Origin of the sequence: Pseudomonas californiensis, assembly GCF_021147775.1 — a bacterium.
GTDB lineage: Bacteria > Pseudomonadota > Gammaproteobacteria > Pseudomonadales > Pseudomonadaceae > Aquipseudomonas > Aquipseudomonas californiensis.
On record NZ_JAGTPK010000002.1, the window covers coordinates 208,764 to 222,627 of the forward strand.

Below are 13,864 nucleotides of genomic sequence, written 5' to 3' on the forward strand. Positions count from 1 at the left end.
CGCGCATGACCAATCTTCAACAACCACAACATTCGGATGAAAAGGCGACGTTTCTCGAGCGCTTGATCTTCAATAACCGCCCGGCCGTGATCATCCTGTGCCTGCTGGTGAGCATTGTTCTGTTCTGGCAGGCCACGCAGGTTCGCCCCTCTACCAGTTTCGAGAAAATGATCCCGCTGTCGCATCCGTTCATTCAGAACATGATGGAGCACCGCAATGATCTGGCGAACCTGGGCAATACGGTTCGTATTTCCGTCGAGGCCAAGGATGGCGATATTTTTTCCAAGCAATACATGGAGACCCTGCGCCAGATCAGCGACGAAGTCTTTTACATTCCGGGCGTTGACCGCTCCGGCCTGAAGTCGCTGTGGAGCCCCAGCGTGCGCTGGACCGAGGTGACCGAAGAGGGCTTTGCCGGTGGCGAGGTCATTCCGCAAAGCTACAACGGTTCGGACAGCAGTCTGGATCAGTTGCGCAACAACATCCTCAAGTCCGGGCAGGTCGGGCGGTTGGTTGCCAACGACTTCAAATCGAGCATCATTGATGTTCCGCTGCAAGAGTCCTACCCGGACCCGGCGGATCAGGGCAAGTTGCTGGCGCTGGACTATCAGCAGTTCTCCCACCAGCTTGAAGAAAAGATTCGCGACAAGTACGAGGCCCAGAACCCCAACATCAAGATTCATATCGTCGGTTTCGCCAAGAAAGTTGGCGATCTGATCGACGGCCTGTTCATGGTGGTCATGTTCTTCGGCATCGCCTTTCTGATCACACTGGTGCTGCTGATCTGGTTCACGCGCTGCCTGCGCAGTACCGTTGCAGTACTGATTACAACCTTGATCGCGGTCATCTGGCAGTTGGGCCTGATGCATGTGGTCGGGTTTGGTATCGACCCCTATTCAATGCTGGTGCCGTTCCTGATCTTTGCCATCGGGATTTCCCATGGCGTGCAGAAGATCAACGGCATTGCCTTGCAGTCCAGCGAGGCGGAAAACGCCCTGATGGCGGCACGTCGGACGTTCCGCCAACTGTTTCTGCCGGGCATGATCGCGATTCTTGCCGATGCGGTGGGGTTCATCACGCTGCTGATTATTGATATCGGCGTGATCCGTGAACTGGCCATCGGTGCGTCCATCGGTGTAGCCGTTATCGTGTTCACCAACCTGATTCTGCTGCCGGTAGCGATTTCCTACGCCGGTATCAGCAAACGGGCAATCAGCCGCAGCAAGCGGGATGCGGTCTCGGAACATGCGTTCTGGCGTCTGCTGTCCAACTTCGCCAGCCCCCGGGTTGCGCCTGTTTCGATCGTGTTGGCGTTGCTGGCCTTCGGCGGTGGCCTCTGGTACAGCCAGAACCTGAAGATCGGCGACCTTGATCAGGGCGCGCCAGAGTTGCGCCCGGACTCGCGTTACAACCAGGACAACGCTTTCATCATCAATCATTACTCGACCAGTTCCGATGTGTTGGTGGTGATGGTCAAGACGCCACCGGAAGGGTGTTCGGCCTATCCAACGATGTCAGCGATCAACGAGTTGGCCTGGAAGATGGAAAACACCCAGGGCGTGCAGTCGGCCATTTCACTGGTGACAGTTTCAAAGCAGGTCATCAAGGGCATGAACGAGGGCAACCTGAAATGGGAAACCCTGTCGCGCAACAAGGACGTGCTCAACAACTCCATTGCGCGGGCTGACGGCCTGTACAACAACAACTGCTCGTTGGCGCCGCTGCTGGTGTTCCTCAACGATCACAAGGCCGAAACCCTGGATCGTGCCGTGCATGCGGTGCAGGACTTTGCCAAGGAAAACAACCGTCCCGACATGCAATTTTTGCTGGCTGCGGGTAATGCTGGCATCGAGGCGGCCACCAACGAAGTCATCAAGAAGTCCGAGCTGACCATTCTGATTCTCGTCTACATCTGCGTCGCAGCCATGTGCATGATCACCTTCCGCTCATGGGCGGCAACCTTGTGCATCGTACTGCCGCTGGTGCTGACCTCGGTGCTTGGTAATGCGCTGATGGCGTTCATGGGCATTGGGGTAAAAGTCGCGACCTTGCCGGTGGTAGCACTGGGTGTAGGGATTGGTGTGGATTACGGCATCTATATCTACAGCCGTCTGGAGAGCTTCCTGCGTGCAGGGCTGCCGTTGCAGGAGGCGTATTACGAAACGCTGAAGTCTACCGGCAAGGCGGTATTGTTCACTGGGCTGTGCCTGGCGATCGGTGTGTGCACATGGATCTTCTCGGCGATCAAGTTTCAGGCGGACATGGGCCTGATGCTGACCTTCATGTTGCTGTGGAACATGTTTGGCGCTCTGTGGCTGCTGCCTGCGCTCGCACGCTTCCTGATCAAGCCGGAGAAAATGGCAGGGAAGGTCGGCAATTCTCTGTTTTCACATTGAGTGCAAAGGCCTGGATGGCGATGTGTCTGAACGGATGCAGCGCCTGAGAGGCCGCTTTCACCCGCCAGACAGCGTGTCTCGACTCGCGAAGGGACCGCAACATTCTGCGCATCAAACCCCACCCAGCACCACCGTCAATGCGTTGCGCGCGTCATCCAGCTGCACCAGCGAGGCGTGGCGGGCGGCGAGGGCGTCGCGGTTCTGGATGGCGGTAAGGATCGCCTTGTGCCGAGGCATTGCCAGCTCGTGAAGGTTGGGGCGTTTGTTGGAGTATTTGAGCGCTTCACGCAGGGCCAGCGACAACATGTTGCACAAGTGGGCCAACAGGTCGTTATGGGTCGCATCGGCGATGCGGCTGTGGAAATCGAGGTCCGGTTGCAGCAAGTCTTCCGGTGTCGGGGCAGCTTCCATGCGCAGGTAAGCTTCGTGGATCGACTCGATCTCTTCGTCCGTGGCATGTTGCGCTGCCAGCGCTGCGACTGCCGGTTCAATCACCGCGCGCACGCTGGTGAGCAGGTTGAAGAATTCATTCTGCGGAGAACTTTGCATCACCCAATGCAGCACATCCGGGTCAAGCAGGTGCCATTCGCGGCGTGCCTTGACCACCGTGCCGACACGCGGCCTTGAATAGACCAGGCCTTTTGCGACCAGGACCCGCGTGGCTTCACGCAGCACCGGTCGACTGACGGCGTACTCTTCGCATAGCAGGGCTTCTGCGGGGAGCTTTTCGTCAGGTTTGAAACGGCCGGATACGATCTGCATGCCCAGTTCCTGGACAATGCGGGCGTGCATGCTTTTACGGTCGGAAGGCTTTCGATAATCCATGGGGACGCAAGTCGATCCTGGCGGTGAGTGCCGCGCATCATAACATTGCGCAACCGCTGCGGCGGTCGCCCGGTGAAGGCGAACGCCGCTTTCGCTCATGCTGTCATGAAGGCTGCCGGTTGCCTGATACCACTCAGTGCTGGCGTGGCATCAGTGAGAATGACGCGGCACTTCAGCGCCTCGGCAGCCGATCAGGAAATCGAAGTCGCAACCCTGATCCGCCTGCATCACGTGATCGACATAGAGCTGGCGATAACCACCCAGCAGCAGTTTCGGCGGAGCCTCCCAGTCGGCCAGACGCGCAGCCAGTTCGGCCTCGGGAATGTCCAGGTGCAGACGCCCGCTGGCGCAGTCCAGTTCGATCCAGTCTCCTTCCTTCACCACCGCCAGCGGACCGCCCGCTGCGGCTTCTGGCGCGACGTGAAGCACGACGGTGCCGTATGCGGTGCCGCTCATGCGCGCATCGGAAATGCGCACCATGTCGGTCACGCCTTGAGCGAGCAGTTTGGCAGGCAGCCCCATGTTGCCGACTTCGGCCATGCCTGGATAACCCTTCGGACCGCAGTTCTTGAGGACCATCACCGAGGTGGCGTCCACGTCCAGATCCGGATCGTTGATCCGTGCCTTGTACATTTCGAAGTTTTCAAACACCACGGCGCGACCGCGATGCTGCATCAGCGCCGGTGTAGCGGCGGAAGGTTTGAGCACTGCACCCAGCGGTGCCAGGTTGCCGCGCAGCACGCAAATACCGCCGTCAGCCCGGATCGGATTGTCCAGAGCCCGAATGACCTGGTCTTCACCGTAGATCGGCGAATTGCAGGTGTTCTCGCTGATGCTCTTGCCGTTGACGGTGAGGGCGTCCGGGTTGGGCAGCAGGTTGGCTTCGTTCATGCGGCGCAGCACGGCGGGCAAGCCACCGGCGTAGTAGAACTCTTCCATCAGGAAGCGTCCGGACGGCTGTAAATCGACGATGGTCGGCATGCCTTTACCGACGCGAGTCCAGTCATCCAGCTCCAGGTCCACGCCGATGCGTCCGGCGATGGCTTTCAAGTGGATAACCGCGTTGGTCGAGCCGCCAATCGCGGCATTGACGCGGATAGCGTTTTCGAACGCTGCCTTGGTCAGGATCTTCGACAGCCGCAGATCTTCGCGAACCATGTCCACGGCACGCATGCCTGACATGTGCGCCAGCACGTAGCGTCGTGAATCGACCGCCGGAATGGCAGCATTGTGCGGCAGCGAGGTACCCAGGGCTTCTGCCATGCAGGCCATGGTGGACGCTGTACCCATGGTGTTACAGGTACCTGCCGAGCGGGACATGCCTGCTTCGGCGGACAGGAATTCGTCCAGGCTGATCAAGCCTGCCTTGTACGATTCGTGCATCTGCCAGACGATGGTCCCGGCGCCAATATCCTTGCCTTCGTGCTTGCCGTTAAGCATCGGTCCGCCGGTCACGACGATGGCCGGGATGTCACAGCTGGCCGCCCCCATCAACAGGGCCGGAGTGGTCTTGTCGCAGCCGGTCAGCAGCACGACGCCGTCGATGGGGTTGCCGCGGATCGCTTCTTCGACGTCCATGCTCGCCAGGTTGCGGGTGAACATTGCGGTGGGGCGCAGGTTGGATTCGCCGTTGGAAAACACCGGGAATTCCACCGGCCAGCCGCCAGCCTCGATCACACCGCGTTTGACATGCTCGGCAATCTGACGGAAGTGAGCGTTGCAGGGGGTCAGTTCGGACCAGGTATTGCAGATGCCAATGATCGGTTTGCCATGAAACTGATGGTCGGCGATGCCCTGATTCTTCATCCAGCTACGGTACATGAAGCCGTTCTTGTCGGCAGTGCCAAACCACTGGGCAGAACGCAGGGTCGGTTTTTTATCGGAATCAGACATGATCGGCTCTCTTATTGTAAGACTTAATGGCGACACTGCTGGCTAAGGTAAGCCTAAAAAACGCGCATTGGAAGAGTTGTCAGTTCAAATAGTATTACTATATAGTCGATTGCACACGAGGGACGGTCCTGGCGCTTGCGTTGCTTGCAACGGTATTCATGCACAGAGGCAATCCCCGCAGGTTCCATAACAAAAACAATGGGAGACCGCCTTCATGAGCCAGGAACTGGGGCTTATACGTCGCATCACGTTCAAACTGATTCCCTTTCTGATCCTGCTCTACCTGATTGCCTATGTAGACCGCTCTGCCGTGGGCTTCGCCAAGCTGCACATGGGTGCCGACATCGGGATTGGCGACGCAGCCTACGGTCTGGGTGCCGGGCTGTTCTTCATTGGCTATTTCCTGTTTGAAATCCCCAGCAACCTGATGCTCGAACGTTTCGGCGCACGACGCTGGTTTGCCCGGATCATGATCACCTGGGGTGCCATCACCATTGGCATGGCCTTCGTGCAGGGGCCGCACAGCTTCTATGTGATGCGCTTTTTGCTCGGTGCGGCCGAGGCGGGCTTCTTCCCTGGCGTGCTGTACTACATCACCCAGTGGTTTCCGGTTCGCCATCGCGGCAAGATCCTCGGGCTGTTCATTCTTTCGCAACCCATCGCGATGATGATCACCGGGCCAGTGTCTGGTGGCCTGCTGGGCATGGACGGTGTGTTGGGCCTGCACGGCTGGCAGTGGCTGTTCATCGTCATCGGCACGCCTGCGATCCTGCTGACCTGGCCGGTGCTGCGCTGGTTGCCGGATGGCCCGCAACAGGTCAAGTGGATGGACCAGACCGAGAAGGACTGGCTGGCCGGCGAGTTGAAAAAGGACCTTGAAGAGTACGGCCAGACGCGCCACGGCAACCCGTTGCACGCCCTCAAGGACAAACGCGTCTTGCTGCTGGCACTGTTTTACCTGCCAGTGACCTTGAGCATTTATGGCCTGGGGCTTTGGCTGCCGACCCTGATCAAGCAGTTTGGCGGCAGCGACCTGACTACCGGTTTTGTGTCGTCGGTGCCGTACATCTTCGGCATCATTGGCCTACTGATCGTGCCGCGCAGTTCTGACCGCCTTAACGACCGTTACGGGCATTTGGCGGTGCTTTATGTATTGGGTGCTATCGGTCTGTTCTGCAGTGCCTGGCTGACCCTGCCCGTGGCGCAATTGGCCGCATTGTGTGTGGTGGCGTTTGCGCTGTTTTCTTGCACGGCGGTGTTCTGGACCTTGCCTGGACGCTTCTTCGCCGGTGCCAGTGCGGCGGCGGGTATTGCATTGATCAACTCGGTCGGCAACCTGGGCGGCTACATTGGACCGTTTGTGATCGGTGCGCTCAAGGAAATGACCGGCAGCCTGGCGTCGGGCCTTTACTTCCTGTCTGGCGTGATGGTGTTTGGTCTGGTGTTGACCGGCATCGTCTACCACGTGCTTGAGCGCAAGCATGTGCTGCCAGCCTCCGACTTTGCAGCCAGCGCCAAGGCTCGATAGGCGCGGCTTCCCACTATCCTGAAAGGAGATTTCCATGCGGTTAGTACAGTTTGAATTGAGCAACGGTGAGCGTCGTGTCGGTCTGGTCGAGGGTGATCAAGTGCGTGAAGTGCAGGGCGCGCAGAGCGTTCGTGAGCTGGCATTGGCCGCTATCGAAGCAGGCTCGAACCTTGCCACTCAGGTTGATCTGAAAGGGCTGGGTGAGGCATACGACTATTCGCAACTGCTCAAGGAGCTGCGTATTTTGCCGCCGCTTGACCACCCGGATCCCGCGCATTTGCTGGTCAGCGGTACTGGCCTGACGCATTTGGGCAGCGCCTCGGCGCGTGACAAGATGCATCAGCAGGCTGGCGATGAAGCGACCATGACCGACACCATGCGCATCTTCAAATGGGGCGTGGAGGGCGGCAAGCCGGCAGCGGGCGAGGCCGGTGTGCAGCCAGAATGGTTCTACAAGGGCGATGGCAGCATTGTCGTGCGTCCGGGTGCGTCTTTCTCCCTGCCTCCGTTCGCCGAAGATGGCGGTGAAGAACCAGAGCTGAGCGGTCTGTATGTGATCGGCCATGACCGCAAGCCTTATCGACTGGGCTTCGCCATCGGCAACGAATATTCCGACCACATCATGGAGCGCCGCAACTACCTGTATCTGGCGCATTCGAAACTGCGTGCCTGCTCGTTCGGCCCGGAATTGCGCGTCGGCGAGTTGCCGCAAAGCCTGTCCGGTACCAGCCGCATCTGGCGCGACGGCAAAGTGTTGTGGGAAAAAGAGTTTCTGAGTGGCGAAGCCAACATGTGTCACAGCCTGGAAAATCTTGAGTACCACCACTTCAAATACGCGCAGTTTCTGAGACCCGGTGACGTGCACGTGCACTTCTTCGGCACCGCTACGCTGTCGTTTGCCGATGGCATCCGCACGCAGCCAGGCGATCGCTTCGAGGTCAGCCAGGCGGAGTTCGGTCAGCCATTGGTCAACGGTCTGGAGGCCAGTGAGCCGGTGTTCCAGCCTGGCGGGATCGGCACGTTGTAGCCCGTTCCTGAACGGATTGTAGAGAGCCGGTCCGCTCCTGAGGTGTGCAACGCACGTCGGGACGGGCCGGAAACCGTATCCGAGCGCATGCGGGACTGTCTGAACCTGCGCTTTTTGCCTATCATTCGCGCTTTTGCAGGCCGGATATCCTCATGACTACCACCCCAGACACGCTGCTCGCCGCCCTTGAGGCCACTACCATGCTGGAAATCGACGGGCTGCATGCCTGGGAGTTTTCGCTCGGTGAAGAGTTGAACATCGAATGCATGGACGGTCGCGAGCGCAAGGTGTGGCGTTTTACGCAAGCGCAGGTTCAAGCGGCGAGCTTCGACGAATCGCTGCAAAGCTGGGTCGTCAACGATGGCAACGCGGACCACCGGATCATTTGTCTGGACGCTTTTACCCCGTCCGATGAAGACGATTCCGTACAGGATTGATCCAGATCAATTCGGCGTTATCGTTCCAGCGCTAGATTGCCCCTCACGTGTCGACCGCTTTTGCATGAGCGCCGACATCGGGTGGTAGGGTGTTTCGCGTTATGCATGATGCAGCTCGCGCTCACTACACACGGATGTGCTTGCCTTTTCTTATTGCTCTGGCGCGTTGCGTGACCAGGGGATAACGACGTTACACACGCTGGCCTTGCCAGTATCGGCTCAATGGATTGAGCCGCACACACAAGATAGGGAGATCCAATGTCTACTCAAGGTACGTTGAGTCGTGCGCGTCTGTTGCCGACCATTCTCGGTGCGTTTCTGCTGGCGCTGGGCGTCGTGATGCTGCTCGGCGGTTTCAGGCTGGTCGTTCTGGGCGGCTCCTTCTATTACATGCTCTCGGGTTTCGGGTTCCTCGCCATCGGCGTCCTGCTGGTGATGGGCATGCGCTTCGCTGTCTGGCTGTTCACGCTGATGCTGCTGCTGTGCACCGTATGGGCGCTCTGGGAGGTCGGGCTGGATCGGCCGCAACTGATGCCGCGCCTGTTCATCTGGTTTCTGGTCGGGCTGGTGTTGCTGTTGCCGGTCACGCGCAAGGGGCTCAAGCCACTGCGCAGGCGCGTTTCGGTGACAGGCCTGGTGATCGCGCTGATCCTTGCCGGAGTCACTATCGACCCTATCAGTCAGCTCCGGTTGTTCGCCCATCATTACCGGGGGTTCATGTCGGTGCTGGCGCCCGGCATGGCTGATTTGCGTCGTTCGCCGGTGGCGGACAGGGACGTCGCAGTGCAGGTGCCTGAAGGGTGACGAACCCTGCAAATTCATCCGAGGCAAAACTTGACGGGCGTTGACAGTGTCATAGACCTGACTGCCCGTAACCGGCGCCGATAACTTCAACAAAAAGGGATGCCCCCATGCCCCATAAATTTTTGCCGTGGCTGGCGATTGCCACTGCCATGAGCGCGTTTACCCAGCAGGCCCATGCCATGACCGATACCGAATTACTGTTGGGTTCCTACACCCAAGGCAAAAGCGAAGGCATCTACCGTTTTGGTTTTGATAGCCAGACCGGCAAGATCGATCCCAAGCCGCTGCAAGTGATAAAAACCGGGAACCCGTCCTGGCTGACAGTTTCCAAAGACCAGCGCTATCTGTTTGCCGTCAACGAGAACGGCCCAGGCCAGAGCGACGCGGTAGGCAAGGTCAGCAGCTTCGCTATCAATCCCGGGACCCATGAGGTCACCCCGATCAATCAGGTCAAGAGTCAGGGCGATGAGCCTACCCACTCGAGCCTGAGCCGTGACGGTCGTTATCTGTTCATTGCCAATTACGCTGTGAACCCGGATCCGGGTGGTGCGCTTGCGGTCATGCCGGTCGGCAAGGACGGTCGCTTGGCCGAGGCTGTTCAGGTCGAGAAACTCGGACCTGCCAGCAAGGTCAACCCGGAGCGGCAGATGTCGTCTCATGTGCACCTCGCTGTGCCGACCCCGGATGACAAGTACGTGGTGATGGCCGATCTGGGCGCAGACAAGCTGTTTGTCTATCGCTATGACGCTGACCAGGCCAAGCCACTGAAGCCTGCGACAGTACCGACCGTGCAACTGCCAGCGGGCAGCGGTCCACGTCATGTGCTGTTCGACCGTGCCGGTAAGCATGCCTGGCTGGTGCTGGAAATGTCTGCTCAGGTGGCTGTGTTCGATTATCACGACGGTGGCTTCAAGCAGACACAGCTGGTGGATCTGAAAAATCAGGATGTCGCGCAGAAGAACGGCGCTGGTGCCATACATACCTCACCGGATGGCCGATTCCTTTACGTCACCAATCGGGGTGAAGCCAATCAGGTGGTGGTCTTCCGTATCGACCCCACTACCGCGAAGATCGAAGAGATCCAGCGTCGATCGGTCGAAGGCATCGAGCCCCGCGAGTTCAGTTTCGACCCGAGCGGCAAGTTCGTGCTGTTCGCCAACCAGAAGAGCAACCAGATCGTGACTGTGAAGCGCGATCCGCAAAGCGGATTGTTGGGTGACACGGTGCAAAAGCTGGATGTTGACTCGCCGTCCTACGTGCACTTTCTCGCCAAGTGATTGAGCGTTTTGGCGTCAGCCCCCGGAATACGAGGGCTGGCGCCGTTATCAATCCCAATGATATGAGTTAGTGCTACAAAAGATTTCTGCTTGATCACCCTCGGGCGTAAGTTTGAGTCACGGCCAAGACGGCCAACACTTCCAAGCCAGACATGCAGACAACATACAGAGGGTGATCGACATGAACTTCAATCTTTTCTCCATCATTGCTGCATCGGCTATTTCGGCATCGGTTGCTCTTCCTGCCAGTGCCAGTGTTGAAGTCAGCGACAAAAAAGCTCACGCCACTCAAACCTACACACCGAAATACCTGCAACAAAGTGCCAATTTCTATGCGGCACTGGATCACAAGTCTGCTCAGCAAGACGTGCAATAACCCTTGTGAATGCATTCCCCGTTAACGATGTGTGTTGATCGATACCGGGGAATGGATTCGTGAAACGACACGCTTTCGCGAGCATGTTCGCCCACACAGGTCCACGCGACCACTGCCCATTGCGCGGCAGACCCTGCATGGACTGTTACGTGAGCCTGCTCGCGAAAGCGTTGAATCCCTGCTGAATCCCCTTGACCCCGCTACCGCATACGTAGCGGGGTTTTTTTTGATGCTTATAATCGCGTGTGGCCGGCAACGTAGCGGGCATTTCAAGGCGCAGTGTCACCGCTCGGCCTGCTCGCTCTGGATGCGCCGGCGACGTTTCCAGGTGGTGATCTTGCGCAACAACCGCGAAAGCTGCTCGATGGAGTAGGGCTTGTGTAGAAGCTCAAAGCCATAGGTGCCATGTTGGGCGAGGATATGGCTGTAACCCGAGGCCAGCAGCACCGGCAAATCCTGGTAGGTTTCCCGGATTCGATGGGCAAGGTCGATACCGTTCATGCCGGGCATGATGACGTCCGAGAACACCACATCGAAACGGTCAGCATCGGCCGCCAGTTCGGCCAGGGCTTCTTCGGCGCTGTGGGCCAGCACCGGTATGTAGCCCATGTCGGACAGTGACTGCACGGCGAAACCGCCCACCTCGACATTGTCCTCGACGACCAGCACGCAGGTGCCGAGCCCGTCCATCACCGGTTCGTGTTTCTCGTCCTGATTCGAGGGCTGCGGCTCGGGCACCCGCGCCAGATACAGCGTGAATGTGCTCCCTTGCCCCGGTTCGCTGTCGACGAGCACCTCTCCGCCGGATTGCTTGGCAAAACCGAACACTTGAGACAACCCGAGGCCTGTGCCCTGGCCAACGCGCTTGGTGGTAAAGAACGGCTCGAAGATCTTGTCCAGATGTGCTTTGGGGATGCCCATGCCGTTATCGCTGATCGAGACGGTGACAAAGGGAGCCTGGACCTCATCATGTGCCCGAACGGCCGGCATTCGTTCGACGGTCGCAACGCGTATGGTCAGCACGCCCTCGCCATTCATGGCGTCTCGCGCATTAAGTGCCATGTTTACCAGCGCCGTATCGAACTGGCTGGGGTCAGCCTCGACAAAACAGCGGTCGTCAGGCAACTCCATGACAATCCTGATCCGCGAGCCGGTCAGTGTATTCATCATGTGTGAGAGGCTGCGCACGCTGTCACAGACGGCGAATACCTCGGGCCTCAGCGCTTGCCGTCTGGCAAATGCCAACAGCTGTGAGGTGAGCTTGGCCGCCCGGTCAACGGTTTCGGAAATTGCTGCAACGTAACGATAGCGTCGTGTGTCGGGCAGATCGGGACGTTTGAGCATGTCTGCCGATGACTTGATGACGGTCAGTAAATTGTTGAAGTCGTGCGCCACGCCGCCTGTCAATTGCCCTATGGCCTCAAGCTTCTGAGACTGACGAAGGGCTTCCTCGGTCTGCATCAGCGTATCGGCCTGTTTCTTTTCGAGGGTGATATTTCTGCCGGTCGCATAGGTCACATCAGCGGCCGGTGCCGCAACCCAGGAGATCCAGCGCAGGCTCCCGTCCTTGTGGCGGTAACGATTGACGAGCTTGGGCATGCCCCCCTCGGCAGCCAGGGTGTACGCCCTGACGGTCGCATCATGATCCTCTGCAACCACGAACTCATTGACGTGATGGCCGATCAGTTCATCCGGCCGATAGCCGAGGAGTTCTGTCCAGGCCGGGTTGACGCGCAGGAAGATGCCCCTGAAATCGAGGATCAACAGCAGGTCAGGAGAGGTGTCCCACAGGCGATTCAGCTCCGTGGTGCGCTCCAGAACCTGTTGTTCAAGTGTTGTGTTGTGATGGCGCAAGGCAGCTTGAGCATTCAGCAGCGTGCGTTCTTCGGAGATTCGATCAGTGATCTCCAGGCAGACGCAGAGAAAACCGCTGACCGTGTCGTTCGGTCCGCGAACAGGCGTATAGGAGAACGCGAAATGAGTTTCTTCTGCATAGCCCTTGCGGTGCATGATCAGCGTGATGTCGTCCATGCTGACGGCCTGTCCGCTGTAGGCACGCTCGACAATCGGTTCCAGATCGGTGCGGATCTCGGCCCATACATCAAGAAACGAGCAGCCCAGCGCTGCGGGATGCTTGGCAGCGAGAATTTCTGCATAAGCGTCGTTGTAGATAAGCGTGTGCTGCGGTCCCCAGACCACGAACATGGGCTGATTTGATCCCGACACCACGCTTGCAAGTGTGGTCAGGGCCGGTGGCCAGAAGGCTCTTTCGCCAAGCGGTGTTGCCCCCCAGTTCATGTCGTGAACGTGTTGCTCCATCTCACCACCATCGATCAGCAAAGGTTACGGGCCACGTTGTCTGAGCAACCGGCATGACAACGCCAGGACAGCAGGCACATCGACAGGTTGGATCATGTTTACGAGTGTGTGAGCCGAAATGCGCAGCCAGACCCAGGCATGAGATTTCTTCGGCTTCACCACACAGGTACGCCTGTGTTCCTGACTCTGACTGGGTGTGCATGCAGGCCAGAGCCAAGTGCTTTCCTTTCGACCCCATCAATGGACATAAAATTCATCCGTTTGAAGGGTTTGGCATTCATTTGATTACTATGAATCTGTGCGTTCCAACGTTTCACAAGAATAATTCAAAGCATGCTGGCTTTCATATATTCATTTGGATTGCTCCGGGCCCGCCGCTGTCACGCGATGCGAACCATCAAGCCCGATGATGACTGGTATGCCGATACATCGTTTTTCACTGCGGGTTTTTTACCCGATCCTGTCGACCGGGAAACACGCTTTCGATCAACCCACACACTATCGGTCCAGAGACATTTCAGGGAGCAACACCCATGGCCACTGCCATTCTCCACTCCATCAGACAGGGCGCTTACATTGCGATTGCGCTTTATGTCGTTTTCATCGCGGTGGTTACAGTCACCAGCATGAACCCGCCCACCGAGACGCTGGTTCACGGCTCGTCGACATCCTCCTGGGTTGATGCCAGACAAGCGGCAGCCAACGCCCCGGAGCATGCATCGTGAGTGGCGGCAGGATATGGGTGACTGCGGGGCTCGCGGTCATGATCAATGGCAGTTCGTTGCTGGGGGCAGGGCAGAATTCGGTCGGCGCAATCGCACGCTGCATCGAGGCTCGGCACGAGATCAACCACGCCATACAACGCACCACGACTCACAGGATGCTGGTTGCGATCGCGCCGCAGATAGCTCAGCGGCCACTCGCGAGCGACCCGGTAGAAGCCAGGGGCATAGTGCAAGCCCGAGCGGCCTGAGAGAGATCA

At 58.3% G+C, this 13,864-nt stretch carries 12 protein-coding genes; 9 read left to right on the forward strand and 3 right to left on the reverse strand.

Annotated features, from left to right (window positions below):
• Positions 1 to 5 precede the first annotated feature (5 nt).
• Complete coding sequence (locus tag KDX37_RS03090; protein ID WP_231651207.1) at positions 6 to 2,396, forward strand: efflux RND transporter permease subunit; 2,391 nt, start codon at positions 6 to 8, stop codon at positions 2,394 to 2,396.
• A gap of 111 nt (positions 2,397 to 2,507) precedes the next feature.
• Here KDX37_RS03090 and KDX37_RS03095 read toward each other — a convergent pair whose 3' ends face one another.
• On the reverse strand, positions 2,508 to 3,221 hold the full coding sequence (locus KDX37_RS03095; RefSeq protein ID WP_231651208.1) for a FadR/GntR family transcriptional regulator: 714 nt from the start codon (positions 3,219 to 3,221) through the stop codon (positions 2,508 to 2,510).
• Positions 3,222 to 3,371: 150 nt separating this feature from the next.
• Positions 3,372 to 5,114, reverse strand: a complete 1,743-nt coding sequence (locus tag KDX37_RS03100; RefSeq protein WP_231651209.1) for an IlvD/Edd family dehydratase — start codon at positions 5,112 to 5,114, stop codon at positions 3,372 to 3,374.
• A gap of 214 nt (positions 5,115 to 5,328) precedes the next feature.
• Here KDX37_RS03100 and KDX37_RS03105 point away from each other — a divergent pair, with 214 nt between their 5' ends.
• From KDX37_RS03105 to KDX37_RS03130, 6 genes are all read left to right on the forward strand, one after another.
• On the forward strand, positions 5,329 to 6,642 hold the full coding sequence (locus KDX37_RS03105; RefSeq protein ID WP_231651210.1) for an MFS transporter: 1,314 nt from the start codon (positions 5,329 to 5,331) through the stop codon (positions 6,640 to 6,642).
• A gap of 34 nt (positions 6,643 to 6,676) precedes the next feature.
• Positions 6,677 to 7,669, forward strand: coding sequence for an AraD1 family protein (araD1, locus tag KDX37_RS03110; protein WP_231651211.1), 993 nt, complete (start codon positions 6,677 to 6,679; stop codon positions 7,667 to 7,669).
• A gap of 152 nt (positions 7,670 to 7,821) precedes the next feature.
• Complete coding sequence (locus tag KDX37_RS03115) at positions 7,822 to 8,106, forward strand: DUF5629 family protein (protein ID WP_231651212.1); 285 nt, start codon at positions 7,822 to 7,824, stop codon at positions 8,104 to 8,106.
• 258 nt (positions 8,107 to 8,364) lie between these two features.
• Positions 8,365 to 8,910, forward strand: coding sequence for a hypothetical protein (locus tag KDX37_RS03120; RefSeq protein WP_231651213.1), 546 nt, complete (start codon positions 8,365 to 8,367; stop codon positions 8,908 to 8,910).
• A 107-nt stretch (positions 8,911 to 9,017) separates the two neighbouring features.
• Complete coding sequence (locus tag KDX37_RS03125) at positions 9,018 to 10,187, forward strand: lactonase family protein (protein WP_231651214.1); 1,170 nt, start codon at positions 9,018 to 9,020, stop codon at positions 10,185 to 10,187.
• A gap of 181 nt (positions 10,188 to 10,368) precedes the next feature.
• Positions 10,369 to 10,563, forward strand: a complete 195-nt coding sequence (locus KDX37_RS03130) for a hypothetical protein (RefSeq protein ID WP_231651215.1) — start codon at positions 10,369 to 10,371, stop codon at positions 10,561 to 10,563.
• 282 nt (positions 10,564 to 10,845) lie between these two features.
• On the opposite strand, the gene KDX37_RS03135 is transcribed toward KDX37_RS03130, so the two are convergent.
• Positions 10,846 to 12,882, reverse strand: a complete 2,037-nt coding sequence (locus KDX37_RS03135; RefSeq protein WP_231651216.1) for a hybrid sensor histidine kinase/response regulator — start codon at positions 12,880 to 12,882, stop codon at positions 10,846 to 10,848.
• Between the two features lie 533 nt (positions 12,883 to 13,415).
• Between KDX37_RS03135 and KDX37_RS03140 the strand changes: the two genes are divergently transcribed.
• On the forward strand, positions 13,416 to 13,607 hold the full coding sequence (locus KDX37_RS03140; protein WP_231651217.1) for a hypothetical protein: 192 nt from the start codon (positions 13,416 to 13,418) through the stop codon (positions 13,605 to 13,607).
• Positions 13,604 to 13,855: a hypothetical protein gene (locus KDX37_RS03145; protein WP_231651218.1), complete on the forward strand. Its 252-nt coding sequence runs from the start codon at positions 13,604 to 13,606 to the stop codon at positions 13,853 to 13,855. Before KDX37_RS03140 ends, KDX37_RS03145 begins: the two co-directional genes overlap by 4 nt.
• Positions 13,856 to 13,864: the final 9 nt, after the last annotated feature.

Bases quoted from the DNA above. Each gene is read 5' to 3' on its own strand.
- KDX37_RS03090 (WP_231651207.1), top strand. From the start codon at position 6: ATGACCAATCTTCAACAACCACAACATTCGGATGAAAAGGCGACGTTT.
- KDX37_RS03095 (WP_231651208.1), bottom strand. From the start codon at position 3,221: ATGGATTATCGAAAGCCTTCCGACCGTAAAAGCATGCACGCCCGCATT.
- KDX37_RS03100 (WP_231651209.1), bottom strand. From the start codon at position 5,114: ATGTCTGATTCCGATAAAAAACCGACCCTGCGTTCTGCCCAGTGGTTT.
- KDX37_RS03105 (WP_231651210.1), top strand. From the start codon at position 5,329: ATGAGCCAGGAACTGGGGCTTATACGTCGCATCACGTTCAAACTGATT.
- araD1 (WP_231651211.1), top strand. From the start codon at position 6,677: ATGCGGTTAGTACAGTTTGAATTGAGCAACGGTGAGCGTCGTGTCGGT.
- KDX37_RS03115 (WP_231651212.1), top strand. From the start codon at position 7,822: ATGACTACCACCCCAGACACGCTGCTCGCCGCCCTTGAGGCCACTACC.
- KDX37_RS03120 (WP_231651213.1), top strand. From the start codon at position 8,365: ATGTCTACTCAAGGTACGTTGAGTCGTGCGCGTCTGTTGCCGACCATT.
- KDX37_RS03125 (WP_231651214.1), top strand. From the start codon at position 9,018: ATGCCCCATAAATTTTTGCCGTGGCTGGCGATTGCCACTGCCATGAGC.
- KDX37_RS03130 (WP_231651215.1), top strand. From the start codon at position 10,369: ATGAACTTCAATCTTTTCTCCATCATTGCTGCATCGGCTATTTCGGCA.
- KDX37_RS03135 (WP_231651216.1), bottom strand. From the start codon at position 12,882: ATGGAGCAACACGTTCACGACATGAACTGGGGGGCAACACCGCTTGGC.
- KDX37_RS03140 (WP_231651217.1), top strand. From the start codon at position 13,416: ATGGCCACTGCCATTCTCCACTCCATCAGACAGGGCGCTTACATTGCG.